This window comes from Synechocystis sp. LEGE 06083, assembly GCF_015207725.1.
Lineage (GTDB): Bacteria > Cyanobacteriota > Cyanobacteriia > Cyanobacteriales > Microcystaceae > Synechocystis > Synechocystis salina.
Window position 1 is genome coordinate 1 of record NZ_JADEWJ010000007.1, and the last position, 20,836, is coordinate 20,836.

At 47.0% G+C, this 20,836-nt stretch carries 24 protein-coding genes, 2 tRNA genes and 1 other RNA gene; 12 read left to right on the forward strand and 15 right to left on the reverse strand.

Annotation, left to right across the window (positions count from 1 at the left end):
• The first annotated feature begins 103 nt into the window (after positions 1–103).
• Entirely contained in the window at positions 104–1,909 is a 1,806-nt protein-coding gene (locus tag IQ219_RS00995) for a SpoIIE family protein phosphatase (RefSeq protein ID WP_228016616.1), read from the forward strand.
• Here IQ219_RS00995 and IQ219_RS01000 read toward each other — a convergent pair.
• Positions 1,906–2,586: an ATP-binding cassette domain-containing protein gene (locus IQ219_RS01000; protein WP_194071433.1), complete on the reverse strand. Its 681-nt coding sequence runs from the start codon at positions 2,584–2,586 to the stop codon at positions 1,906–1,908. The two genes, IQ219_RS00995 and IQ219_RS01000, sit on opposite strands and share 4 nt — an antisense overlap.
• Positions 2,583–3,656 (reverse strand): aromatic ring-hydroxylating dioxygenase subunit alpha, encoded by a 1,074-nt coding sequence (locus IQ219_RS01005; protein ID WP_194071434.1) that lies wholly within the window; start codon positions 3,654–3,656, stop codon positions 2,583–2,585. Before IQ219_RS01005 ends, IQ219_RS01000 begins: the two co-directional genes overlap by 4 nt.
• A gap of 150 nt (positions 3,657–3,806) precedes the next feature.
• Here IQ219_RS01005 and IQ219_RS01010 point away from each other — a divergent pair, with 150 nt between their 5' ends.
• The gene (locus IQ219_RS01010) at positions 3,807–4,724 is read left to right on the forward strand and encodes a S1 RNA-binding domain-containing protein (protein ID WP_194020091.1); all 918 of its coding nucleotides are present in this window, start codon (positions 3,807–3,809) and stop codon (positions 4,722–4,724) included.
• 356 nt (positions 4,725–5,080) lie between these two features.
• Here IQ219_RS01010 and dnaG read toward each other — a convergent pair whose 3' ends face one another.
• The 8 genes from dnaG to IQ219_RS01050 all read right to left on the reverse strand — a co-directional run bounded on the left by dnaG (position 5,081) and on the right by IQ219_RS01050 (position 12,019).
• The gene (gene dnaG, locus IQ219_RS01015; RefSeq protein WP_194020092.1) at positions 5,081–6,988 is read right to left on the reverse strand and encodes a DNA primase; all 1,908 of its coding nucleotides are present in this window, start codon (positions 6,986–6,988) and stop codon (positions 5,081–5,083) included.
• Positions 6,989–7,139: 151 nt separating this feature from the next.
• Positions 7,140–8,222 carry a photosystem II q(b) protein gene (gene psbA / locus IQ219_RS01020; protein ID WP_194020093.1) on the reverse strand — a complete coding sequence of 361 codons (1,083 nt, stop codon included), beginning with the start codon at positions 8,220–8,222 and terminating at the stop codon, positions 7,140–7,142.
• A gap of 522 nt (positions 8,223–8,744) precedes the next feature.
• Positions 8,745–9,344 carry an L-threonylcarbamoyladenylate synthase gene (locus IQ219_RS01025; RefSeq protein WP_194071446.1) on the reverse strand — a complete coding sequence of 200 codons (600 nt, stop codon included), beginning with the start codon at positions 9,342–9,344 and terminating at the stop codon, positions 8,745–8,747.
• Positions 9,345–9,402: 58 nt separating this feature from the next.
• Entirely contained in the window at positions 9,403–10,128 is a 726-nt protein-coding gene (locus tag IQ219_RS01030; RefSeq protein WP_199309602.1) for a photosystem II repair protein Psb32, read from the reverse strand.
• 266 nt (positions 10,129–10,394) lie between these two features.
• Complete coding sequence (locus IQ219_RS01035) at positions 10,395–10,607, reverse strand: glycogen debranching protein (protein WP_190597433.1); 213 nt, start codon at positions 10,605–10,607, stop codon at positions 10,395–10,397.
• 57 nt (positions 10,608–10,664) lie between these two features.
• On the reverse strand, positions 10,665–11,186 hold the full coding sequence (locus IQ219_RS01040) for a hypothetical protein (RefSeq protein ID WP_194071435.1): 522 nt from the start codon (positions 11,184–11,186) through the stop codon (positions 10,665–10,667).
• 42 nt (positions 11,187–11,228) lie between these two features.
• Positions 11,229–11,693: a universal stress protein gene (locus IQ219_RS01045; RefSeq protein ID WP_194071447.1), complete on the reverse strand. Its 465-nt coding sequence runs from the start codon at positions 11,691–11,693 to the stop codon at positions 11,229–11,231.
• A 252-nt stretch (positions 11,694–11,945) separates the two neighbouring features.
• Positions 11,946–12,019 (reverse strand) — tRNA-Arg (locus IQ219_RS01050).
• Between the two features lie 130 nt (positions 12,020–12,149).
• On the opposite strand from IQ219_RS01050, the gene petG reads away from it, so the two are divergent.
• Complete coding sequence (petG, locus tag IQ219_RS01055) at positions 12,150–12,266, forward strand: cytochrome b6-f complex subunit V (RefSeq protein WP_190597440.1); 117 nt, start codon at positions 12,150–12,152, stop codon at positions 12,264–12,266.
• 173 nt (positions 12,267–12,439) lie between these two features.
• Here petG and IQ219_RS01060 read toward each other — a convergent pair whose 3' ends face one another.
• Together IQ219_RS01060 and IQ219_RS01065 are read right to left on the reverse strand one after the other, a co-directional pair.
• Positions 12,440–13,204 (reverse strand): metallophosphoesterase family protein, encoded by a 765-nt coding sequence (locus tag IQ219_RS01060; protein WP_194020098.1) that lies wholly within the window; start codon positions 13,202–13,204, stop codon positions 12,440–12,442.
• Between the two features lie 235 nt (positions 13,205–13,439).
• The gene (locus IQ219_RS01065) at positions 13,440–13,955 is read right to left on the reverse strand and encodes a ComEA family DNA-binding protein (RefSeq protein ID WP_194020099.1); all 516 of its coding nucleotides are present in this window, start codon (positions 13,953–13,955) and stop codon (positions 13,440–13,442) included.
• A gap of 131 nt (positions 13,956–14,086) precedes the next feature.
• Here IQ219_RS01065 and IQ219_RS01070 point away from each other — a divergent pair, with 131 nt between their 5' ends.
• The 7 genes from IQ219_RS01070 (at position 14,087) to IQ219_RS01100 (ending at position 17,977) form a co-directional block, all read left to right on the forward strand.
• Entirely contained in the window at positions 14,087–14,713 is a 627-nt protein-coding gene (locus tag IQ219_RS01070; protein ID WP_194020100.1) for a precorrin-8X methylmutase, read from the forward strand.
• Between the two features lie 32 nt (positions 14,714–14,745).
• Positions 14,746–15,195, forward strand: a complete 450-nt coding sequence (locus tag IQ219_RS01075) for an EVE domain-containing protein (RefSeq protein WP_194071436.1) — start codon at positions 14,746–14,748, stop codon at positions 15,193–15,195.
• A gap of 55 nt (positions 15,196–15,250) precedes the next feature.
• Entirely contained in the window at positions 15,251–15,388 is a 138-nt protein-coding gene (rpmH, locus tag IQ219_RS01080) for a 50S ribosomal protein L34 (RefSeq protein WP_010872863.1), read from the forward strand.
• A 9-nt stretch (positions 15,389–15,397) separates the two neighbouring features.
• A complete protein-coding gene (rnpA, locus tag IQ219_RS01085) occupies positions 15,398–15,772 on the forward strand; it encodes a ribonuclease P protein component (RefSeq protein WP_194071437.1) in 375 nt (124 codons plus the stop codon).
• Positions 15,744–16,139 carry a PH domain-containing protein gene (locus tag IQ219_RS01090; protein ID WP_190597451.1) on the forward strand — a complete coding sequence of 132 codons (396 nt, stop codon included), beginning with the start codon at positions 15,744–15,746 and terminating at the stop codon, positions 16,137–16,139. The genes rnpA and IQ219_RS01090 overlap by 29 nt, the downstream gene beginning before the upstream one ends.
• A gap of 100 nt (positions 16,140–16,239) precedes the next feature.
• The gene (gene yidC, locus IQ219_RS01095; RefSeq protein WP_190597453.1) at positions 16,240–17,394 is read left to right on the forward strand and encodes a membrane protein insertase YidC; all 1,155 of its coding nucleotides are present in this window, start codon (positions 16,240–16,242) and stop codon (positions 17,392–17,394) included.
• 88 nt (positions 17,395–17,482) lie between these two features.
• Positions 17,483–17,977, forward strand: a complete 495-nt coding sequence (locus tag IQ219_RS01100; protein ID WP_194071438.1) for a R3H domain-containing nucleic acid-binding protein — start codon at positions 17,483–17,485, stop codon at positions 17,975–17,977.
• A gap of 62 nt (positions 17,978–18,039) precedes the next feature.
• Here the strand turns inward: IQ219_RS01100 and IQ219_RS01105 are convergent, their stop codons facing one another.
• The 3 genes from IQ219_RS01105 to IQ219_RS01115 all read right to left on the reverse strand — a co-directional run bounded on the left by IQ219_RS01105 (position 18,040) and on the right by IQ219_RS01115 (position 20,406).
• Positions 18,040–18,978, reverse strand: a complete 939-nt coding sequence (locus tag IQ219_RS01105; protein ID WP_194071439.1) for a J domain-containing protein — start codon at positions 18,976–18,978, stop codon at positions 18,040–18,042.
• Between the two features lie 128 nt (positions 18,979–19,106).
• Positions 19,107–19,970, reverse strand: a complete 864-nt coding sequence (locus IQ219_RS01110) for an inositol monophosphatase family protein (RefSeq protein ID WP_194071440.1) — start codon at positions 19,968–19,970, stop codon at positions 19,107–19,109.
• A gap of 67 nt (positions 19,971–20,037) precedes the next feature.
• Complete coding sequence (locus tag IQ219_RS01115) at positions 20,038–20,406, reverse strand: 2Fe-2S iron-sulfur cluster-binding protein (protein WP_190597459.1); 369 nt, start codon at positions 20,404–20,406, stop codon at positions 20,038–20,040.
• A 71-nt stretch (positions 20,407–20,477) separates the two neighbouring features.
• Here IQ219_RS01115 and IQ219_RS01120 point away from each other — a divergent pair.
• Together IQ219_RS01120 and ffs are read left to right on the forward strand one after the other, a co-directional pair.
• A tRNA-Ser gene (locus IQ219_RS01120) sits at positions 20,478–20,564 on the forward strand.
• Positions 20,565–20,732: 168 nt separating this feature from the next.
• An RNA gene (gene ffs, locus IQ219_RS01125) (signal recognition particle sRNA small type) lies at positions 20,733–20,829 on the forward strand.
• Positions 20,830–20,836: the final 7 nt, after the last annotated feature.

Here is a 20,836-nt window from a genome sequence, read left to right on the forward strand (position 1 = left end):
ATATTTAAGGGTTTCGATAAGTTTTGATAATCGCTTAATCATTGGCAAAAACTAAAATAGTCTGTAAAACTAGTTTGATTAACCATAATTTCTTTGGTAGATGATGAATCATTCTATTAAGTCAGTTGATATAGAAAGCGCTACTGCTTTCATTCGTCATGAACTCAGAACTCCCATTAATGCAATTGTTGGCTACGGAGAAATGGTTCAAGAAGAGCTCACGGATGCCAGCTCCCCCCTAGCAGAAGAATTAGATGCATTACTAGTAGAGGCACAAAAATTACTTGAAGCTATCAATTTATTTGTTAAGCATTCTGACGGAGAAGAGAAGTCGGATTTTCATAAGCTTTTTTCCACTATTCCCCATAGCACTAATTCTTCTATTACTAAAATTATTCTTTCCTGTAATAATTTACTCAAAGCAGAGGAATGTGTCAATCAACTCGGCCTTACTGAAGACATTAAAAAAATAGAATTAGCGGCCTTGCGCTTACAGGGATTAGTGAATAATATTGAATCGATTTTCACTAATTTTTTAGAGTCATTAAATCCTGTTCACGAAGCCGATTTATCTCCTCAATTAACTTCTGCATCTTCCTCAACTACCAACGAAATAATTTTGGGTAGCATCAAAACTAATAGTATTGAGGGAAGAGAACTGCTAACGGGAAAAATTTTAGTGGTGGATGATAGTCCTAGCAATTTAGATTTATTTTTTCAGCACTTAACCCGTAAAGGTCATACAGTTACCACTTGTTTAAGTGCGAAGGAAGCATTGAACCTTCTCGAAAGTCAGAGTTATGATCTAATTTTACTGGATCTGCTAATGCCAGAGACTAATGGAGACCAGTTTTTAGAATATTTAAAAACCAGTGTAGAATTTCAGCATATTCCGGTCATTATTGTTTCAGCTTTAGATGAATTTCAAAGTATTATTCGTTGCATTGAAATGGGAGCAGAGGACTTTTTGCCCAAGCCTTTTGATCCAGTGTTGCTCAAAGCCCGCATTGGTTCTTCCTTAGAAAAAAAACGTTTACGGGATCAAGAAAAATTATACACCCAACAGGTGGAAGCCCTTTCAAAAATAATGGCCAAGGAGCTAGAGAAAGGTAGGCAAATGCAAAAGAATTTTTTGCCAGCCCATTTATTAACTAGGAAAGGATGGGAATTTACCGCTTACTTTAGTCCTGCTCAACAACTGGCTGGGGATTTTTATGATTTGTTCGAACTTCCAGGCGATCGCCTGGGGGTGGTAGTGGCAGACGTTTGCGACAAAGGGGTAGGAGCGGCATTATTTATGGGACTATTTCGCAGTTTAATTCGTATTTTTTCGGGGCAAGCGGCCCTGGATGGTTTAATCAATCCTTCTTTTAATTTACCTGGCGGCCAAGATCTAAAAATCAACCTAAACGATTTGCTGGATGGCGTTAATTTTGAACCATTGGAGTCTATTAAATTAATCAATAATTACGTCGCTTTTAACCACAGCGAAGCTAGTATGTTTGCGACAATTTTCTTTGGTATTCTAGAGCCTAGCACAGGAAAATTATCTTATATTAATGGTGGTCACGAACCAGTTTTTATTGTTGACGCTAACCATCAATTAAAAGCCAAATTAACTTCTACTGGGCCAGCAGTGGGGATGTTGCCGGATTTGGAATTTAAGACGGGGGCAGTAATTTTAGAACCGGGGGATTTATTGTTGTCCTATACCGATGGTGTAACGGAAGCTAAATCACCTACAGGCAATTTCTTTGGCAAGGAAAAACTATTAGAAGCCCTAGGTAGTCAGTTTAATTCCGTTGACCAGTTAATGCTTAATATCAAAAATTCCCTGGGCGAGCATATGGGGGAAGCGGAACAGTTTGATGACATTACTTTACTGGCGGTTAAATTTCAAGCAAGCTAATTTTTTTTGAGAGTAATTTCCTGTCCTAATTGTCCTTGGTTAAGGGTAAAAATACGTTGACAAAAACTTTCTAAATATTCCGGTGTGTGGTTAACCATAACCATGGTGGTGCCATTCTCTTGGTTTATTAATTTTAGCTGGGTCAAAACCCTTTGAGCTAGGGCCGGATCAAGGGCCGAAGTAGGTTCATCCAACAGAAGAATCCGGGGACTTAACATGGTGGCTCGCACCAGGGTAACCAATTGCCTTTGCCCCACAGAAAGCTGTAAATCGTTGCGGTCTAGCCAATCACTGGGAATTTCCCAAATATCACAGGCTCGAATCCGTCGCCGTTGACATTCTGTTTTGCTGACTTTCTGTAATTCTAGGGGATAAATTAAGCTTTCTTCCACTGTCATACCTAAAAGTTTTGGCTCCTGGGGCACTAAAACTATTTCTTGACGCAGTTGCTGAATTGGGTATTTATTTAAAGCTTTTTCATTATAAAAGATAGTACCTTGACTTATTTCCTGGAGTCGATTTAATAGCCGTAGCAATGTAGTTTTACCTGCCCCCGATCGCCCTTGCAGACCAATAATTTGTCCATGGTCAATGTGGAGAGAAATATTATTAAGTAAAACGGTGGAGCCGGTTAAGTCCGTGGTGCTAACCCCGATTAGTCTAATTAAAGAAGTCATGCACTCTCCGAGGCCAAGGCCTGTTGACGAATTAATTGCTGTACCTTAGCTAGGGCTGGGTTAACTTCCACATTTTGGCGATCGGGGTTTTGCTCAAACGCTGCTTGTTCCTGGGTAATCATGCGAATATCTTGGTCAATCAACCCCTCCAGCAAAGGCCGGGCTGTTCCGGATAACCAATTTTTCAAAAAACTTCTAAAGGCAATGGGTAATTTATGCAGTTTAGGAAAAGCTTCTAGGGAAGTAAAATGAACTAAATAAGCTTTGGTTTGATTAGGAGAAACGGGACAAAATAGGCAGTAAATTTTAAAGTCTGCCCCTAACGTAGATGACCAATGGGGATAAATATAGCTCACCCGTAAATTTTCTGGATGCAATCGCCGTAGGGCTGGGAAGAATAGTTGGGAAATGGACCAGATTTTATCAATTTTGTAATAACTTTGGGCGTCGTAGTCCACCACCACTTCATCGCCATTAGTTTCAATTTGCCGTAGGGAAGCGGAGGCCCAAGCCTGGTAATTATCATGCAAATGCCCATGGTGCATATCCATTAAATTTTCGATCAAATAGGAAAAGTGACCAGGACAATCAAAGGCGGCAAAGCTACCAATGTAGTTTAAATGGTGCCACTCCGGTATGGCCAAGGGTGCCGGCCCATGGTTGGCAAGATAATCTAAATCGCCTGGATAAAGCCAAATAAACCCATCTTTTTCCTGCACAGGATAGGTGCGCAAACGACAAGGGGGAAGTTTTTGAGCTTTGCTAAAGTAGGGAATCTTCGTACAATGACCCTGGGTATCAAACTGCCAGCCATGGTAAGCACATTCTAAATTGTTGCCTAACACCTTCCCTTCACTCAATTTCACCTGACGATGGGGACAACGATCCTCCACTGCCCGCACCTGGCCTTCTTGATCCCGATAAATGGCGATCGGCTTTTCCCAAAGAATAACTCCCAGCGGTCCCTGGCCCAATTCCCCCGCCTGGGCCACCACATACCAATGGTTGAAATTGATCGGGGTAGTACGAAGCACAGATAATGCTTGACTATGGGAAGAAAGAGCGCTCATTAGCAAGCCAACGACAGTGGTAAAGGTAAAGGCAAAAAACTGATCTCACCCAGGCAAGGGTAGTCCCAAACTAGAACTAGCTCGTCACGAAAGTCCCAAGCAATCCTGCTAGAATAAGGCATTCAAACTGATTTTTCAATCTGTCCTCGTATGCCTTCTTCCCCCAACAGTGCAGCCTTTTCCCTTGACGAATTTGCCAAAGCCCTAGACAAACACGATTACCATGCTGAAAAAGGCCAAACCGTCCATGGCAAAGTCTGCCAGCACGCTAACGAGGGAGTTTATGTGGATTTTGGAGGTAAATCCCCTGGCTTTGTCCCTCTGCAGGAATTAGGATTAAGGCCCCACGCAGAGATTGAGGAAAGTTTCCCCCTCGACAGTGCCTGGGATTTCCTTGTCACCAGTGAGCAAAATGATGAAGGACAAGTAAGACTTTCCCGGCGTCAGTTGCAAATTCAGCAATCTTGGGAAAATTTGGCAGAGTTGGAGGAGAGTGGCAAAACCCTAGAAATGGTTGTCACTGGCACCAATAAGGGCGGTGTCGTCGGGGATGTGGAAGGATTGCGCGGTTTCATTCCCCGGTCGCACCTCATGCACAAAGACAATATGGAGGCCCTGGTGGGGCAAGTGCTGAATGCCCATATCCTTGAAGCTAACCAGGATAACAATAAATTGGTGTTGACCCAGCGTCGCATTCAACAGGCTGAATCCATGGGCAAAATTGCGGCGGGCAATATCTACGAAGGCAAAGTGGCCAAAATCCAGCCCTATGGCGTGTTTGTGGAAATTGAAGGGGTAACGGGGCTACTCCATGTCAGCCAAGTCAGTGGTACTAGGGTCGATTCTCTCAATACCCTGTTCACGTTTGGCCAAGCCATCAGTGTCTATGTCCAGGAAATTGACGAGTATAAAAATCGTATTTCCCTTTCCACCCGCATTTTGGAAACCTATCCGGGGGAACTGGTAGAAAAATTTGACGAGATGATGGTCGATGCCCCCAATCGCTTACCCCTGGTACAATCCAAGCAAAATTTGCACGATAAACAGGAACAACTAGAAAAAAATTAAGGCAGTTACCTGTTAACCAAAAAGAGTCAGAGAAACTCTCCCTGACTCCACCAAATGTTGTTGTTGCTTGAGGAAATCTCAGTGGCGGTTTCCCAACTCGCGCAGTCCTTGATTTCTATATAAAAAATTGTAACATGGAACACGATTTTTGTAACAAAAAATAAAGTTTGGTTATTTCTTGCCCTAATTTTGCCTCAATGTCTTTATTTTGGAGGGTTGTGGCCATTTTTTCCCGAATGGCTAGACCGTAGAAAATTTGCTCCTCCTCCTGGTCAGATTAGATCTCGCTGTATAAGACTGGGATGCGGGAAAAATTGCCGTTTCTCCCTAGGGTAAATGTAGGTAATACCTCCCCCTCAATTGACCGGTTGGTTCAGCCGTTGATTCTCCAGCCTTTGAATTTCTTGCCTGGCCTTTTGCCATTGCTGTTGATAATAACGAAAATCTTCTGCCTGGGTGCGGGGATCCAACTGCTGTAGTTTACCAAAGCAATGCTTTTGATAATTTTCCCAAGGAACTTTTTCCATAATGGCGATCGCCTCTGGGATTCGCAGATTAGCCCGAAACAGTTCTTCGGCGCTGGTTTCCGTCAGTTGAAACAGGGACTCGACGGGGTTAAAATCTCCCTCCTGCTCCAGATAGGCTAATTGCACTAGCAGGGACAACTGGTTATCGGGGTCGGAGTCCAAATTAAAATGTTCCCGCACCTGGTCAATTTTTTGCCACAGTAAACGATGGTGAGCAAAGCTAAATAAAAGATCATTTTCCGTCAGTATTTGGTCAATAGTTGACCGTTCCTGGGGACAGTGGAGGTAAATTTTTAACAATAGAGCTTCTGCCTTCTCTAGTAAACTACTAGTGGGATCCTTAGCCTGCCATCTCCTAGACCCATTTTGTCCAGGGCGATCGCCATAGGTGAGCTGACTGGAAAGATTATTAACTTGCAAACTAATTAAGCGACTGTCTCCTTGGCTCAAAATTTCTCCACACAACTGTAGGTAGTAAGCCCGTTTATTTTGGTCCGTTAAACGTTTTAAAATTTCTACCATGCCCCGGGCCACCTGCTCAAAATCAAGAGGATCTTTAAGATTTTTTTGCTTAAGCAATTGCTGAATTTGCCAATCTACCCAGAGGGGAGCCTGCTTGACTAAAGTTTGGTAAATTTCTTTATTTTCAGGACTACTATGGATAAATTCATCAGCATCTTTCCCCGCCGGTAAATTCAAAATGCGTAAATTAACTTGACCGCTATAAACCAAAGGCTCAATTTCCTGAATAGCCCGTTGGGTGGCATTAATGCCCGCCTTATCCGCATCAAAATTAAAAATAATTTGCTTTGATTGACTAAAACGCATCAAACTTTGCACCTGGTCTCGACTTAAGGCTGTGCCCAAGGCCGCCACCGTTTGCTTAATACCACTTTCGTGCAGGGCAATAACATCAAAATAGCCCTCCACTAAAATTGCTTCATCTACTTTTTGAATAACAGTTTTGGCCTGGTCTAAACCAAACAAAGTCTTGCTTTTATGAAATAAGGGGGTTTCTGGAGAATTGAGATATTTAGGTTCATCATTGCCTAAAGTTCTACTACCAAAAGCAATGGCTCTACCTTGGACATCGCGAATGGGAATCATTAAACGATGGCGGAATTGATCGTAATGCCCGGTGCCAGATTGGCGAGCCTTAATTAAACCGGCCTGTTCCACCGCTGTCACCGGATAACGTTTTTGCTCCACTAAGTAACGATAAAGAGTTTCCCAACTCGCTGGGGCATAACCCAACTGAAATTCTTGGATTGTGGTAGAAGATAAAAAACGCTTTTGGCGTAAATAAGTTAGAGCCTCCTGTCCCTGGGGCTGAAAAAGAGTATGGTGATAAAAACCGGCTGCCACCGCCATAATTTCATAGAGTTGTTCCCGCAGAGATAGTTGCCTCTGTAATTCTTGTTTTTGCTCCGGCTCTAGGGTTTGGATTTGTACTTGATAGCGGCGAGCCAAATCTAAAGCCACATCTGTAAAGGAACGTTTACCCAGTTCCATTAAGAAATTAAAGGCATTGCCTCCAGCCCCACAGCCAAAACAATAATACATTTGCTTGGCTGGACTGACGCTAAAACTCGGGGACTTTTCGTCGTGGAAAGGACACAAACCAAGGTGATCCCGTCCCCTTTTTTTCAAGACGACATAATCGCCGATAATTTCGACAATGTCTATTCTTTGCTTAATTTCTTGGATGGTGTCTGGGTGCAGACGGAGATTATCCATGGTAGATCGGCTTACTCTCCTTCTAAGAGTGGCGATAGGGAGAGATAGTTGTCAACTTAAGCTGTGTTGAAGGACAGTAACCAAGCAAAAAGCACCCCCCGGAAAGGAGAGTGCAATTCGCTGATTATTCAATTGGTGTTACACCAAGGAATTAACCATTGATAGCAGGAGCGGTCAAAGCCACAGGAGCTTGCTCCCCAGAAGCCAAGTCGAGGGGGAAGTTGTGGGCATTGCGTTCGTGCATCACTTCAAAACCGATGTTGGCACGGTTCAATACATCAGCCCAGGTGCCGATTACACGACCTTGGCTATCCAAGATGGACTGGTTGAAGTTGAAACCGTTCAGGTTGAATGCCATGGTGCTTACACCCATCGCAGTGAACCAGATGCCGATTACAGGCCAAGCACCCAAGAAGAAGTGCAAGGAACGGCTGTTGTTGAAAGAAGCATATTGGAAGATCAACCGACCAAAGTAGCCGTGGGCGGCAACGATGTTGTAGGTTTCTTCTTCTTGACCGAATTTGTAACCGTAGTTCTGGGATTCAACTTCGGTGGTTTCACGCACCAAGGAGGAGGTTACCAAAGAACCGTGCATGGCGGAGAACAAGCTACCACCGAATACACCAGCCACACCTAACATGTGGAAGGGGTGCATCAGGATGTTGTGCTCAGCTTGGAACACGATCATGAAGTTGAAAGTACCAGAAATACCCAAAGGCATACCATCAGAGAAGGAGCCTTGACCAAGGGGGTAAATCAAGAAGACAGCGGTGGCAGCGGATACGGGGGCAGAATAAGCCACACAAATCCAAGGACGCATACCTAAGCGGTAGGACAATTCCCACTGACGACCCATGTAGCAGAAGATGCCAATGAGGAAGTGGAATACTACCAACTGGTAAGGACCACCGTTGTACAACCACTCATCTAAGGAAGCAGCTTCCCAGATGGGGTAGAAGTGAAGACCAATGGCGTTGGAAGAAGGTACAACAGCACCAGAGATGATGTTGTTACCGTAGAGCAAAGAACCAGCAACGGGCTCACGGATACCGTCGATGTCGACGGGGGGAGCGGCGATGAAGGCAATGATGAAGCAGGTGGTGGCAGTTAAGAGAGTGGGGATCATCAAAGTACCGAACCAACCGACATAGATCCGGTTGTTGGTAGATGTCACCCACTGACAAAACTGTTCCCACAAGGAAGCGCTTTCGCGCTGTTGGAGAGTCGTTGTCATTTGGTTATAATTCCTTATGTACTTGTCAAGGTTCGAGAAATTCGGCTGCATTCAAGCTCAGAAATATCTTTGCTTGGGAGCCGGTTTTGTATGTATGTAGCTAATATAACAAGATTGTAACAATTTGTAAATAGCTTGCCGCAACAAATTTGTCTAGTGGATGGTTGTTAGGGGTTGCCGATCGCCATTGGCCGGGCGGGATCAACCCTTGTCTAGACTGGTATTGACGTAGTTGAGCATAGGGCGTTGTACATTTTGTTAAATGTTTTGTAACAAAATCCCAGCGTGCAGCAGTGGAGGGTACTTTGGGCAGATTGTTACACTCAAGTTTACTGACTGTGTTGGAATTCTCATTTTTCCCGTCTGTTGTCGTAATTTCCCACCAGATTTATTCGAGACAGGGCAAATGCAATGTCACGGCAATTTACCATTTTCCAAACGGAAACTGAGCTTGAAAAACAACTGACACCGTTGGGGCTCCGGCCGGTATTCAATATGAATTAGCGGGAGGCTGAAAAGTTGTTAATCCTGCAACACAACTTCCCCCTGGCGCAGGATTTGAAAGACTTCCTTTGCTCCATCCCATTGGGCAACGGTGGACGGAAGACCTTTACCAATTGGTCCCTGTCGCTCCAAGGCAAGGCAATCTAAACAGTGCACAGAAGGGAAAGTTTTGGCAATGTCGGCCAACTTTTCCAGGGGGGGCTGTCCCGACAAATTGGCACTGGTGGTGGCCAAGGGCCCCGTTTGCAGCAAAATTTCCAAGGCGATCGCCTGGTGGGGAATACGAACCCCAATGGTCCGGTCTTGACGGGGATTAATTTCCGGAGGCAACTTCTCACTGGAAGGCAACACCAAGGTCAGGGCACCGGGCCAGTATTTTGCCATTATTGCTTGCCAAACCTGCCTTTCCCGCTGACTCCCTGCCAGGTAAGGAAAAATTTGCTCTATGGTTGCCGCCATGAGGATCAATGGTTTATTGGTTTCCCGTTGTTTAAGTTCATAAATTAAACCTGAGTTTTCTGGACGCACCGCCAATGCCGGCACTGTATCCGTGGGAAAACTGACCACCCGATGGGCGATCGCCGCTGAAACTAAATCCGATTGACTGACTAGGGGCACGGCTAAGTCCGACTCATCAAATTCAACATCACTATTGTTACCGGGCAATGTCCATTATTTACCGTCCCGGTAAGCCCACGTACCAGAAGTAAGTCACCATGGGAATTAGGGTTGCCAACGCCAACAGCACCACTACCCAAATGGTGGCACTGGTATCGTCGGTTTCTTCCGCTGTAGTGAAAGTTCCTTCCAAGCTAATTTCTTCTAGGGCTGGGGGGCCAGGATCCGGTTGTCCAGCCAGAATAGCACCCAAACGTTTGTTTGCTTCAATTAACGCTTGGTTATACTTTGCCCCATCTTTGAGGGGGACCGCCAGGGTTTCCCGCAGTAAACTATCGACCATCTCATCGGTTAATAGGGCCTCTGCCTCCTCTCCCCGACGCAAAGCAGTGCTGTTGGTGAGGGTGTCTAGCACTAATAGGGTTTGATTACTCTGACTGGCTTCATCGGGATACCAACGCTCAAACAGATCATTGACAAAGCCGTCGATGGTAGCATCAAAATCCAAACGACGGATAACCACAAACCGAGCTTCTTGCCCACTGGACTGGGCTAATTTTTTTAGGTCTCCATTTATTCTGTTTTCATTGGCCAGGCTGATGGCTTCTGCTTGATCCACCAAAAAAGTTTTAGAGCCAGGGTCCAAAATTGGTAGATCGTAAACGCCAGTGGCCAAGGCTGGGGCTGGACTAAGTCCCAACAGTACTAGGGTTAAAAACAAAAAACTGAGCAAACGTTTACAAACAATACTCAGATTGAAGGGATGGTGAGGGGCGACAGTCATGGGCAATTGCCGGTGAAACTCCACTCTTCAGCTTACCAAAAACAGGTCAAAGGCAAATTTTGACCGGGGCAATAACTATTGCAAAAGGATGAAGCTGTCAGGTCAAGCCCCAGTTACGGTGCTCCTTGATGTATAAAAACCATAGGTTTCTGTATAGTGTTCCCCAACGCCTAAGGCAATATCCATGGGAACACCACAGGATAAACCCCTGGTGACAACAAAAAAATTTAAAGTAGTTCACAAGTTAGAAGAACTAAAAAGTTGGGCTAAAAACTTAACTTAAGGGCGTTGACAGGGACATCATCCCAGGAGCCAACTATGCGGAGTTGTGCTGTCCATCCTTCTGCTTTTTGAGCAGGGGTAAGATTTTCCTGCCAAGAACGATGGCAATCCTGGGCGGCTTCTTCGTCCAAACAAGCAATGCAAGCATAGATAATGCCCGTGGGATCTAGCTGTTCATTGACCCAAATTTTTTCCATGAAGTGTTTTTCCTTGGCTGACAAAGACCACCGACGGTGGCTCTCAACTTAAGACTATCAAAAGTCTTGACTTCTCGACTTTTCGGCGGCGATAACCAAAAGCAAATTTTTTAGCTGGGCTGTGACCGATGCCGCAGTGTAGGGATCATCCGGGTCAGGGGGCTTACCGGGAATTTCAAAATGGGGTCGTTCGCCATAGATTTGTCCCCAGCGAAAATCCGCTTGATGCACAATTTCTCTCAACAGGGCAGAATTCTCCAATACCTGCTCCAGCATGGTGGTCAGCGCCATTAGGGGAAACTCTAAGTGCTTACTAATTAAGGCGTCTGCTTCGTCAATGCGATATTGCAACACCAACAATAATGCCCCCTCGGAATCCTTCAAATGATCGTTGACAAACAATTTCATCTCCGTCTTTCGCTGTATCAATTTAGGTACGGGGGACTCTCCCTTGAGAAAATCTCCCCCTGCCTGGCCAATCACATCTGCCAAGGTTCTTTCCCGACCGGCGATCGCCTCTAGAAAAATTTGTCGGTCTCGGTCTGATGCCGACTCCGGGGGATGGGGTAAATTTGTCATCAAAAAATTAGGGAAATTCAATCGGGGGCAGGAAAAGTCTAGCTAATGTTGGACGATCAACACCGAGCATTGCACATGGTGAATAACATAACTACTAACGCTCCCTAAAAATACCTCTGCTAAACCCTTTAGTCCCCGGCGACCGAGCACCACTAAATCCGCATCCCAATTCTTGGCCATGTCACGGATCCAGCGCCCCGGTTCCCCCACTTTCACGTCCCACTCACATTGCACCCCATCTTCCTTTACCTGTTGGGCGATGGATTGCAGCCACTCCCGGGCTTCCGTTTGTCGTTCTTCCAAGTGCTCTTGAATGACCTGGGAAAAACCAATGGCAGCTTCCCCATAAAAGCTGGGGTAAATACTCAAATCTTGACTGTCCACCGGAATACAGTAGAACAGCATTAACTGAGAAGATTCCTTCTGGGCCAGGGCGATCGCCTGCTGTAAAACCTCCTTGGCCAATTCAGAGCGGTCTAAGGCGACTAAAATCCTTCCGTAGCCCATGGTGGAAACTCCTGCCCCATATCTGTGGCCTAGCAAAACACAGGTGCATCAAACTCACCTTCATACTTCTAATTTTAGCTTCTGGGGGTGATGTAATTTTTGGTTCAGCAGTGGGAAATCCTGGGAAATCCACAGTCCACTACATCCTGTTTTCAAACCAGCAAGCTGGACATACCGGAGCTAAATTAATAAAAAACTGGGTCCAACTAGGGGAACCCAGTTCAGCGATAATAATCGGCGTGAAGCCAAAAACGGGCTTGGAGGGACTCGAACCCCCGACCTCGTGGTCCGTAGCCACGCGCTCTAATCCACTAAGCTACAAGCCCTAGCCGTTTACCTGACGATTTATAACACTATCACAACGGTCGAAATTTCCGCAAGCTTTTTGGGTGGGGAGCACTGGGGGAATTTTTGGTAGGATAGCAAAGATAATAAATAACCCTTTGGAGAAAACCTGTGATCGAACCCCTATTGCTCGGCATTGTACTTGGACTGATTCCTGTGACTTTATCGGGGCTGTTTGTGGCGGCTTACCTGCAGTATAAGCGGGGCAACCAGTTCAACTTGGATTAGGGAACTTCCGTCATCGTCTTTTGCTAAAAATAATTAATTTCTGACTTTGCCCAGGATTGGGTGTAGGAAAACCCCAATTTCAGCGGTAGCGAGTTGGGGCTTAATTTTGATCAGTCAAAAATCAAATAATTTTTTGAGTCGACAAGCATCAGAGCAATACTTTTTTGCCTAAGTTACCCCGGCAGGCCTCTTTTTTTACCTTTCTGGCGAGAACGGTGGAAATTCTCGGGGGGTAGGGCAACCACAGCATCTTCCAGGGATAGACGCCGGACTTCGTTGGTGAAAATATGAGCTTGATAAACTTCTTGGTTATTCAGCTCTAGGGCCGTGAGCCAGCCACTTTTGGGGTGATAGGCTCCAGTGTCAATATCCAACCAACCAGGCCCCGAAACTAACTTGCCTGGTTCCACGTTGGCAAAGGTGAAGGTTATGGTGTGCCCGGTGATGATTAACTTATTGGCAAAATAGGGATAGGGATAGCGATGAAACACTTCCCGAATCCAACAGAACTGGGCTTCTCCCTGCTCCTCGATGGGGAGGCGGGGATCCACCCCAGCATGAACTAACCAAACGTCCCCCAAGTCCAAATAGAGGGGTAAATTACGCATCCAGTCCACATGACTTTGGGGAATCTGGTGATCATAACTTTCCAGGGTTGATTTGCCGCCGCTGTAAATCCAAGCGTGGAGCAACTGAGGGGAAAAATTAACTCCCCCCACCGCATCCAACATCATTTGTTCATGGTTACCCAGCAGGCAATGGTATTTGTTGCCCATGACGAAATCCACCACTTTGGCGCTTTCTGGTCCCCGGTCGATCAAGTCACCGACAAAGTAAACCCCATCTTGGTCATTGGGGGCGATCGCCTCGAACAAAGTAGTAAGGGCATCGAAATGGCCGTGGACATCACCAAAGATAAGGCGTCGAGGATTGGGCATGGATCAAGCGAGCCGGGGCAGGGGGAAATTGGCAGGATAGTCTAAAACAATTGCAGATGCAGACACAGATGACTAAAGGTTGAGAAAGGGTCGAGATGGGCAAGGGATAAATGGCTTAACTTGGGTTAACTCCCTAGTCCAATATAGTCCAAGCTCCAGGTAATGGAATTTTTCCCGGCTTGAGGGAGGGATCAGTCCAAAATTTTGACTAGTGTGAGAGTGGATTTTGAACTTTTTAGAACTGTAGATAGTGGAGCAATTGGGTAATCAAGGCCACCGGTAATCCCAAGCGTTTTTGCAAATCCCCCAGGTTACGATATTCTCCCCCTGCCTCCCTTTCTTGCAACAAGGCAGTGGCGATCGCCGGGGATAGGTGGGGCACAGTGAGCAATTGGTTAAGGTCAGCTTGGTTAACGGGAATTTTTGGTGGTGCCAGTAGACTCTCTGGGTCAGCATAGGTAAAGGAAAGTATGGGTTCCCAAGGCTTAATTTGTTGCACAGGGACATTGAGGGCGGCCGCCAAGTCTTCCATGGCTAAAAATTGCACCCCCATGGTGCTCAACTCTTTCAGTTGTCGGGCTTGATGAATGGATAACCCCGGCAGGCGCAACCACTCATCCACCGTGGCTTGGTTGACTTCGATCCTTAGCCCCAACTCTCCGGCGATCGCCAATTCTTGCCAAGATTGAAAACGGTAGTAGGGATCGCTTTGCAGACGGTGTTGGAGGGCCCGACGACGAAAATTGACCATGGCCAAAGGGAGGGAAAGTAAACAAATACAATTCTAGTGGGGAAAAATCCTCGCCACCCCACCATCCGGGATTGTAGAAATGGGGGAAGATGGTATGGAGGCATTTCATCCCCTGCACTGGCACAAGCATAATGAATTGGCATATTAGCGACGCCCAAAACCTAGCTACCATCGACTATGAAGTTGAAGACCATGGCCATAGCCCTGCCCAGTATGAAATTCTGCGGCGAGTTATCTACGCCACGGGGGATTTTGAGTACCTTAACCTACTACATTTTTCTCCACGGGTACTGACCATCGGCGCCGCCGCTTTAGCTTCTCGCACCACAATTCTGGTGGATGTGCCCATGGTACAGGTGGGTATTGTCCCCACTTTGCAAAAAACTTTTGCTAACCCTGTTTACTGTGCCACCCAAAGCATCACCAGGCCCCAAAAGGAAAGAACGGAAGAAGCCTGGGGTATATTCAACCTCGCCCACCGTTACCCAGATGGGATTTTTGTGATCGGCCATGGCCAAACCGCCTTAGATGCCCTGATGGAGTTAGTGGCAGCCCAACGCATCCAGCCGGCCTTGGTCATTGCCACCGCTACTAATTTTGGCGATCGCCGGGACGTAGAGTTAAATTTGCAAGAAGCTAATATTCCCCACATCACAGTCCAGGGAAGAAAAGGGGGAGCCGAGGTGGCAGCGGCCATCATCACTGCCCTGGTGGATTTGGCTTGGCAGGCCTACGAACAAAGAGCCCACCTCAATTAATCATTCCCAACCTTTCCATATCAAATTCAACTATGGCTTTTTGGCTGATGAAGTCCGAACCGGTCACCTATGGCATTCACCATCTCAAAGCGGAAGGAGAAACCCTCTGGGATGGGGTGAGAAATTACCAAGCCCGCAATTTTTTACAGGCCATGGCCATGGGGGATCAAGCTTTTTTTTACCATTCCAACTGCAAGCCACCGGGTATTGTCGGACTAATGACCATTACCGCCGAGCGAGTGGTGGACCCCACCCAATTTGACCCTGCCAGCCCATACTTTGACCCCAAAGCTACTCCGGAAAAGCCCCGCTGGTTCACCGTTAAAGCCCGTTTTACCAGAGAATTTCCCGAAATGATTACGTTACCGATCCTCAAAGCTCAGTTTAATCCGGAGGAATTAGGAGTCCTAAAAAAAGGTAACCGTCTTTCCGTGCTTCCCGTCCCTCCGGCGATCGCCAATCGAATTTTAGAGTTAGCTTAATCCATGAGCAATGATACAATTGGAGACTGTGTCTTTTTTTGTGGAGTAACGGGTCATGACTCAACGAACCCTCGGCGGAACCAACCGCAAACAAAAACGTACTTCCGGTTTCCGGGCCAGAATGCGTACCCATAATGGCCGGAAAGTTATCCAGGCCCGCCGGAGCAAAGGTCGTCATCGCTTGGCTGTATAGTTTCCTTCCGTGGGACTACCCAAAACACTGCGCTTAAAACACTGGCAAGATTTCCAGACCGTTTATCAGCAAGGAAAACGACACCGTCACAGCAATTTACTAATGCGGGTCCTCGGCGATCGTCCAGCCGGCCATAGCCGCTTCGGCATCGCCGTCAGCCAAAAAGTTAGTAAAAAAGCCACGGTGAGAAATCGCCTAAAACGTCAAATTCGTGCCGTCATTAACCATTTCCAGCCCCAAATCAAGCCGGGCTTTGATGTGGTAATTATTGTCTTGCCCCAGGGCATTGGGTGCAATTATGAACGTTTTTTGCGAGAATTAGAGCAGTTATTTAGCCAAGCCGGGATTATTGACCATGGGCATTCGAGAAACCACCTACTATGAGGGCGGCCCCCACATCGGGGACTTAATCGTCAATATTTTATTGGGATTCACCGTCATCTTTCTCCCTTTGACCATTGGGGCGATCGTCCGGGCCATCTGGCTCCGTTACAAAATCACCGATCGCCGTATTTCCGTCACCGGCGGTTGGATGGGCAAAGACCGTACTGACATCGTCTACGGAGAAGTGGCCAAAATGATTAAAATGCCCAGGGGCATAGGCATCTGGGGGGATATAGTTGTTACCCTCAATGATCGTTCTCGGCTAGAACTGCGGGCCATGCCCAACTTTCGGGAAGTTTATGACTATATGGCAGAACGGGTCGCCGACAAAACCGGACGCCCCCTGGAAGCGATCACCCAAAAGTAGGACCAACGGTCATCAATGGTATTAATCAAGCACTGGGGCTATTAAGCACCCCAGTTTCCCCGGCAAACTTGGCAATATTTATCTAGAGAGCTTGTTAGCAATGGATTTTGGTATCGGTTTTATTTCGACAAATATCATGCTGCCAATCCTAGATTTTTTCTTTGGGATTGTACACAGTTATGGTTTTGCTATTATTGCCCTCACACTAGTAATTCGTTTAGCGCTTTATCCCCTCAGTGCTGGCCAGATCCGCAACATGCGAAAAATGCGCATCACCCAGCCTCTGATGAAAGAGCGCCAAGAAGAAATCCAAAAACGCTACAAGGACGATCCAGCCAAACAGCAGGAAGAAATGGCCAAGGTCATGAAGGAGTTTGGCAATCCCTTGGCGGGGTGTCTGCCCCTGCTCCTGCAAATGCCTATCCTATTCGCCCTCTTTGCCACCCTGCGGGGATCGCCCTTTTCTGATATCAATTACACCGTTGACCTACAAATACTTCCCCAGGAACAGGCAGAACGCATCGTTCCCCAAACATTCTCCACCAAACCCCAAAATATCTACGTAGACGAAGCTCTCCATTATCCCATTGCTGTTTTCCTGCCCGGTGGCAAAATGGTTGGCGTTGGCGAGAAAACCCAACTAGAAATCCAGAGCACCGCTGGTAAAACCTTTGAACAAGTAATTCCCGAAAAGAATAGTCAGGCTTTAACGCCCAAATACAGCGTTACCAAAGGGGAAGACCGCATTGCTGTCAGCGCCGATGGCACCGTTGAAGCCCTGGTTCCCGGCGATGCCACTGTGCAAGTTACCATTCCCGGTATTGCCGCCCGTACAGGTTTTCTCTTCATCAAAGCCCTGGGCCAAGTGGGGGTAACCGGTGAAAACGGGGAGATCAACTGGGACATCCTCGGCATGATCATCTTCTTTGGTTTTAGTATTTACCTTAACCAGGAGTTATCCGGTGCCTCCGGCGGTGGTGCTGCCAATGGCCAAGCCCAGCAACAACAGACCATCAATAAAATTACCCCCATTTTATTCAGCGGTATGTTTCTTTTCTTTCCCTTGCCGGCGGGGGTTTTGATGTACATTGTCATGGCTAACGTTTTTCAGACGGTACAGACCCTCATTCTGATGCGGGAACCCTTACCCGAAAACCTACAGAAGTTATTGGACGAACAGCAAAAAGCAAGCCAAGGTCGGGAGTCTCTACCTTTTGAGAAGAAGAGTAATAAAAAGAAGGAAAAAACCTCCTAAATTTCTAGGCCACAAGTCTTCACCTTTCCCAGAGAGATGAAGACTTTATTATGATTACGGAAGTTAAATTGAGCCCTAAATATTGACGATGGAAAAAATAGTTACCCAAGCCCAGATTTGGCTCGAAGAACTGCTCACACTGATGGGTTTTGCTAGTTCTGTCACCGTAGCAGGGGACAAAGAGAATACTTTAGTCATGGGCCCTTGGTTGGTCATTGAAGAAAAAAACCTATCTTCAAGTCAAATTGAGCAACTACTGGCGGAGAACGGGTTAGCTTTAGATGCTATTCAATATTTACTCAATGCTTCCCTTAGACCTACCGTAGCCGACGGTGGTATAAACTTCACTCCCATCACGGTGGAGTTGGCAGAATTTAGATACCGTCGTCAGTCAGAGTTAATTTCCTTATCGGAAATGGCGGCCCAACGGGTACGGGAAACCCTTGAGCCAGTGGAAATGGCGGATATGACTGCGGCCGATCGCCGTCAGGTGCATAGCTTTTTTCAGGATTCCCAAGATTTGGAAACAGAGAGCCAGGGCTATGAACCCCACCGCCGTTTAGTGATTCGTCCCCGACGTTAGGGCTTAGAAAGCTCAAAATGTTTCAAATTTCCCGCTGACCACTTAACTGTGGATTGGTTTAACTATTTCTTTTTGCCGCCAAACAAACCGCCAAATAAACCCCCCTGGCTGGATTTTGCTCCTCCTTGACTACTGCCGGCGCTGGTATGCTTAGCCAATTCTTTCTTAGCCGCCGTCACTTTGGGGTCATTGGGGTCGAGCTTCACCGCTGAGCCAATATGGACTTTGGCCATGGTCATCATGTTGTTTTTCAAATAGGCCATGCCTAGCAAACAGTGGGCTTGGGCATTTTTGGGGTCAGTCTTCAGGGCAGATTTCAATTCGGCAATGGCCTTGTCGTACTGCCGACGGTCAAAGTTTTCTTGGGCTCGCCGCAAGCTTTTTTCAAACGGGGAAAGGTCTTCAACGGGGGAAGGATTAACAGGGGATGAGGTTTCCTGGGGCGATCGCCCTGGCACCACGGGAGGCACCGTTTCCTTGGAAGAAACACTAGTTTGGAACACGGGACGGGCAGAGGCATTTTCCCCCTTGACCATCAAGAAAATGAGATTATATTCGCTCACTTGGGCAATCTTAGGGAAAACCGTTTTAAAGTCTTCGTATAGCCCTTTGCTCAGGGGGGTGACCACCTTGCGGTAAACCAATTCCAAATTTTGTTTTGCTCCCTGGAGTTGTTGGGACTCGGCGCTACTAAAGTTCAGTTGCCCAATGCTGGCCAGATTGCTCGCAGTCTGCTGGAGGATGAGCAGATGTTCTTTGCGGTCATTCTCTCTGCTCAAAATTTCATAGGCAGGGTTAACAAACTTAGAAAAAAGTTTGGCTGCCAAGGCTTGCTCTTCTTCGTTGCTAGCTTTTGATGTGTCGGGGTGGAGTTGAAAAGCAATTTTGAGATAACTTTTACGAATTTCCTGGGGAGTTGCATCCAGAGGACAGCCAAGAATGGCGTGGTGGTCAACTACGTCATAATTAAACAGTCCTTGCTTGATGGGGAACAGGCTCATAAAAATTGCGGTCGGGGGGCATTTCTATCCCTTTTTACTCCATTATTCCTCAGAAAGAGAAAAATACCCGTAAATTGTTAAAAACATTCACCAAAGTCTGGCTTTTGTCCCCCCCCAATTTGAGCTAGCTAATCTTTTTGCACTCTAGAGATTGCATAATTTTGAAACCATTGGGGAGTATCGGCCAGGGCCTGGCTCAGTTCGTGGTGAATCCTACCATTGGTAGCCAGGATACGGCCAGTTTTTAAATCAAGGGGAGAGCCATCATAGCTGGAAATCACGCCCCCAGCTTCTTGGACAATGACAATACCTGCGGTGATGTCCCAAGGATTAATGCCCCGTTCCCAATAGCCGTCCAGCCGACCACAGGCCACATCAGTTAAGTCGATCGCCGCTGAGCCACTGCGCCGCACCCCTTGGGTCAGATGGGTGAGATGGCAAAATTCAGGATAGTTATTGTCTAAGGTTTTAACTCGGTCGTAGGCAAAGCCGGAAACCAAGAGGCTTGTGGCTAGGCTAGTGGTGGTTGAGACTTGGATGGACTGGCGGTTTAATGTGGCCCCCAAACCCGTAGCTGCCCGAAATAATTCCTGGCGAAAGGGATTGTAAATTACCCCCACCGTTGGTATGCCCTGGACTAGTAAACCGATGGATACACAAGAAACGGGATAACTATGGGCAAAGTTAGTGGTGCCATCCAGGGGATCGATCGCCCAGCAGAAAGGATTATCCCCACTCCCCCACTGTCCTGATTCTTCCGCCAAAATGCCGTGGTCTGGGCAGTGACGCTTAATTATGCCTAAAATTATCGCCTCGGCCTGGCGATCGGCTTCCGTGACTAAATCCCCGGCCCGGCCTTTTTCCTCCACCTCTTGTACCTTGCCCCAAAGAGAAAAAATTTCTGCTCCCGCTGCCAGGGCTGCCTCCGTGCCGATTTCGAGCCAAGTTTGTAGATCGGAGGGTGAAAAAAGAGGTTTTGGAGCAAAAGTCATCACAAAAGGTTCTAAATTTGGCAAACAATTGGTGTCGCAACCAGGAAAATCGGGTTCTAGTTTTAGCCTAGTCCTCGTCTAAGGGCAAGCCTAGGCGGACTCGACCAGCCCCAAAGTAGCGGCCAAACTGTAGCTCATACACTTCATCCTCATCCTGGGTTTCCACTTCGAGATCCGATTGGGCATAACTAACACAGAGAAGGGCATAACCTTGCCGTTGTAACTCCGGGGACAGCCCCATGGCTTCCGGTTGGTGGATTTGTCCGGAAATGACCCGCACCGCACAGGCCGTACAAGCCCCATTACGACAGGAAAACGGCAATTCAAAACCTTGGTCTTCCGCCTGATGGAGGATGTAACGGTCGTCGGAGACAATTACGCTATAGTCTTTTTCGTTTTGGCGATCGTGGATCAGAACTCGGTGGGAACGGGACATTATGGGCTGGTTTGAATCCAAATTAGGTTTGTGTCTTCCGCTATTGTATAATCATTTCTTGTGACCAAATTGGAGAGGTGGCCGAGCGGTTGAAGGCGCAGCACTGGAAATGCTGTTTGGGGGTAACTTCAACGAGGGTTCGAATCCCTCCCTCTCCGTGAAAAACAACCAAATCCAGATGGGGAAATGCAGTTGAAATGCCGCTACCTTGTCTGGTTTTGTTGTTTAAGCATTTGGGCGGCAATCGCAGACTGAAGAACATTGCTCCGGGGTAAGTCAGCCCCAACCCTAGGCCAAGGCGACGGAAAGTGTGATAGGTTAGGAATGGCTCGGACTCATGCGATTACAACGCCCAAATCTTGTCAGGACCGGAAGGTAGCAGCAATACGGGATGCTTGTGGTAGGCGTGAAATCCGGGCCCTCGGCTTTT

Coding starts and splice junctions, on each gene's coding strand:
- IQ219_RS00995 (WP_228016616.1), top strand. CDS start 104: ATGAATCATTCTATTAAGTCAGTTGATATAGAAAGCGCTACTGCTTTC.
- IQ219_RS01000 (WP_194071433.1), bottom strand. CDS start 2,586: ATGACTTCTTTAATTAGACTAATCGGGGTTAGCACCACGGACTTAACC.
- IQ219_RS01005 (WP_194071434.1), bottom strand. CDS start 3,656: ATGAGCGCTCTTTCTTCCCATAGTCAAGCATTATCTGTGCTTCGTACT.
- IQ219_RS01010 (WP_194020091.1), top strand. CDS start 3,807: ATGCCTTCTTCCCCCAACAGTGCAGCCTTTTCCCTTGACGAATTTGCC.
- dnaG (WP_194020092.1), bottom strand. CDS start 6,988: ATGGATAATCTCCGTCTGCACCCAGACACCATCCAAGAAATTAAGCAA.
- psbA (WP_194020093.1), bottom strand. CDS start 8,222: ATGACAACGACTCTCCAACAGCGCGAAAGCGCTTCCTTGTGGGAACAG.
- IQ219_RS01030 (WP_199309602.1), bottom strand. CDS start 10,128: ATGACTGTCGCCCCTCACCATCCCTTCAATCTGAGTATTGTTTGTAAA.
- IQ219_RS01035 (WP_190597433.1), bottom strand. CDS start 10,607: ATGGAAAAAATTTGGGTCAATGAACAGCTAGATCCCACGGGCATTATC.
- IQ219_RS01040 (WP_194071435.1), bottom strand. CDS start 11,186: ATGACAAATTTACCCCATCCCCCGGAGTCGGCATCAGACCGAGACCGA.
- IQ219_RS01045 (WP_194071447.1), bottom strand. CDS start 11,693: ATGGGCTACGGAAGGATTTTAGTCGCCTTAGACCGCTCTGAATTGGCC.
- IQ219_RS01060 (WP_194020098.1), bottom strand. CDS start 13,204: ATGCCCAATCCTCGACGCCTTATCTTTGGTGATGTCCACGGCCATTTC.
- IQ219_RS01065 (WP_194020099.1), bottom strand. CDS start 13,955: ATGGTCAATTTTCGTCGTCGGGCCCTCCAACACCGTCTGCAAAGCGAT.
- IQ219_RS01070 (WP_194020100.1), top strand. CDS start 14,087: ATGAATTGGCATATTAGCGACGCCCAAAACCTAGCTACCATCGACTAT.
- IQ219_RS01075 (WP_194071436.1), top strand. CDS start 14,746: ATGGCTTTTTGGCTGATGAAGTCCGAACCGGTCACCTATGGCATTCAC.
- rpmH (WP_010872863.1), top strand. CDS start 15,251: ATGACTCAACGAACCCTCGGCGGAACCAACCGCAAACAAAAACGTACT.
- IQ219_RS01090 (WP_190597451.1), top strand. CDS start 15,744: ATGGGCATTCGAGAAACCACCTACTATGAGGGCGGCCCCCACATCGGG.
- yidC (WP_190597453.1), top strand. CDS start 16,240: ATGGATTTTGGTATCGGTTTTATTTCGACAAATATCATGCTGCCAATC.
- IQ219_RS01100 (WP_194071438.1), top strand. CDS start 17,483: ATGGAAAAAATAGTTACCCAAGCCCAGATTTGGCTCGAAGAACTGCTC.
- IQ219_RS01105 (WP_194071439.1), bottom strand. CDS start 18,978: ATGAGCCTGTTCCCCATCAAGCAAGGACTGTTTAATTATGACGTAGTT.
- IQ219_RS01110 (WP_194071440.1), bottom strand. CDS start 19,970: ATGACTTTTGCTCCAAAACCTCTTTTTTCACCCTCCGATCTACAAACT.
- IQ219_RS01115 (WP_190597459.1), bottom strand. CDS start 20,406: ATGTCCCGTTCCCACCGAGTTCTGATCCACGATCGCCAAAACGAAAAA.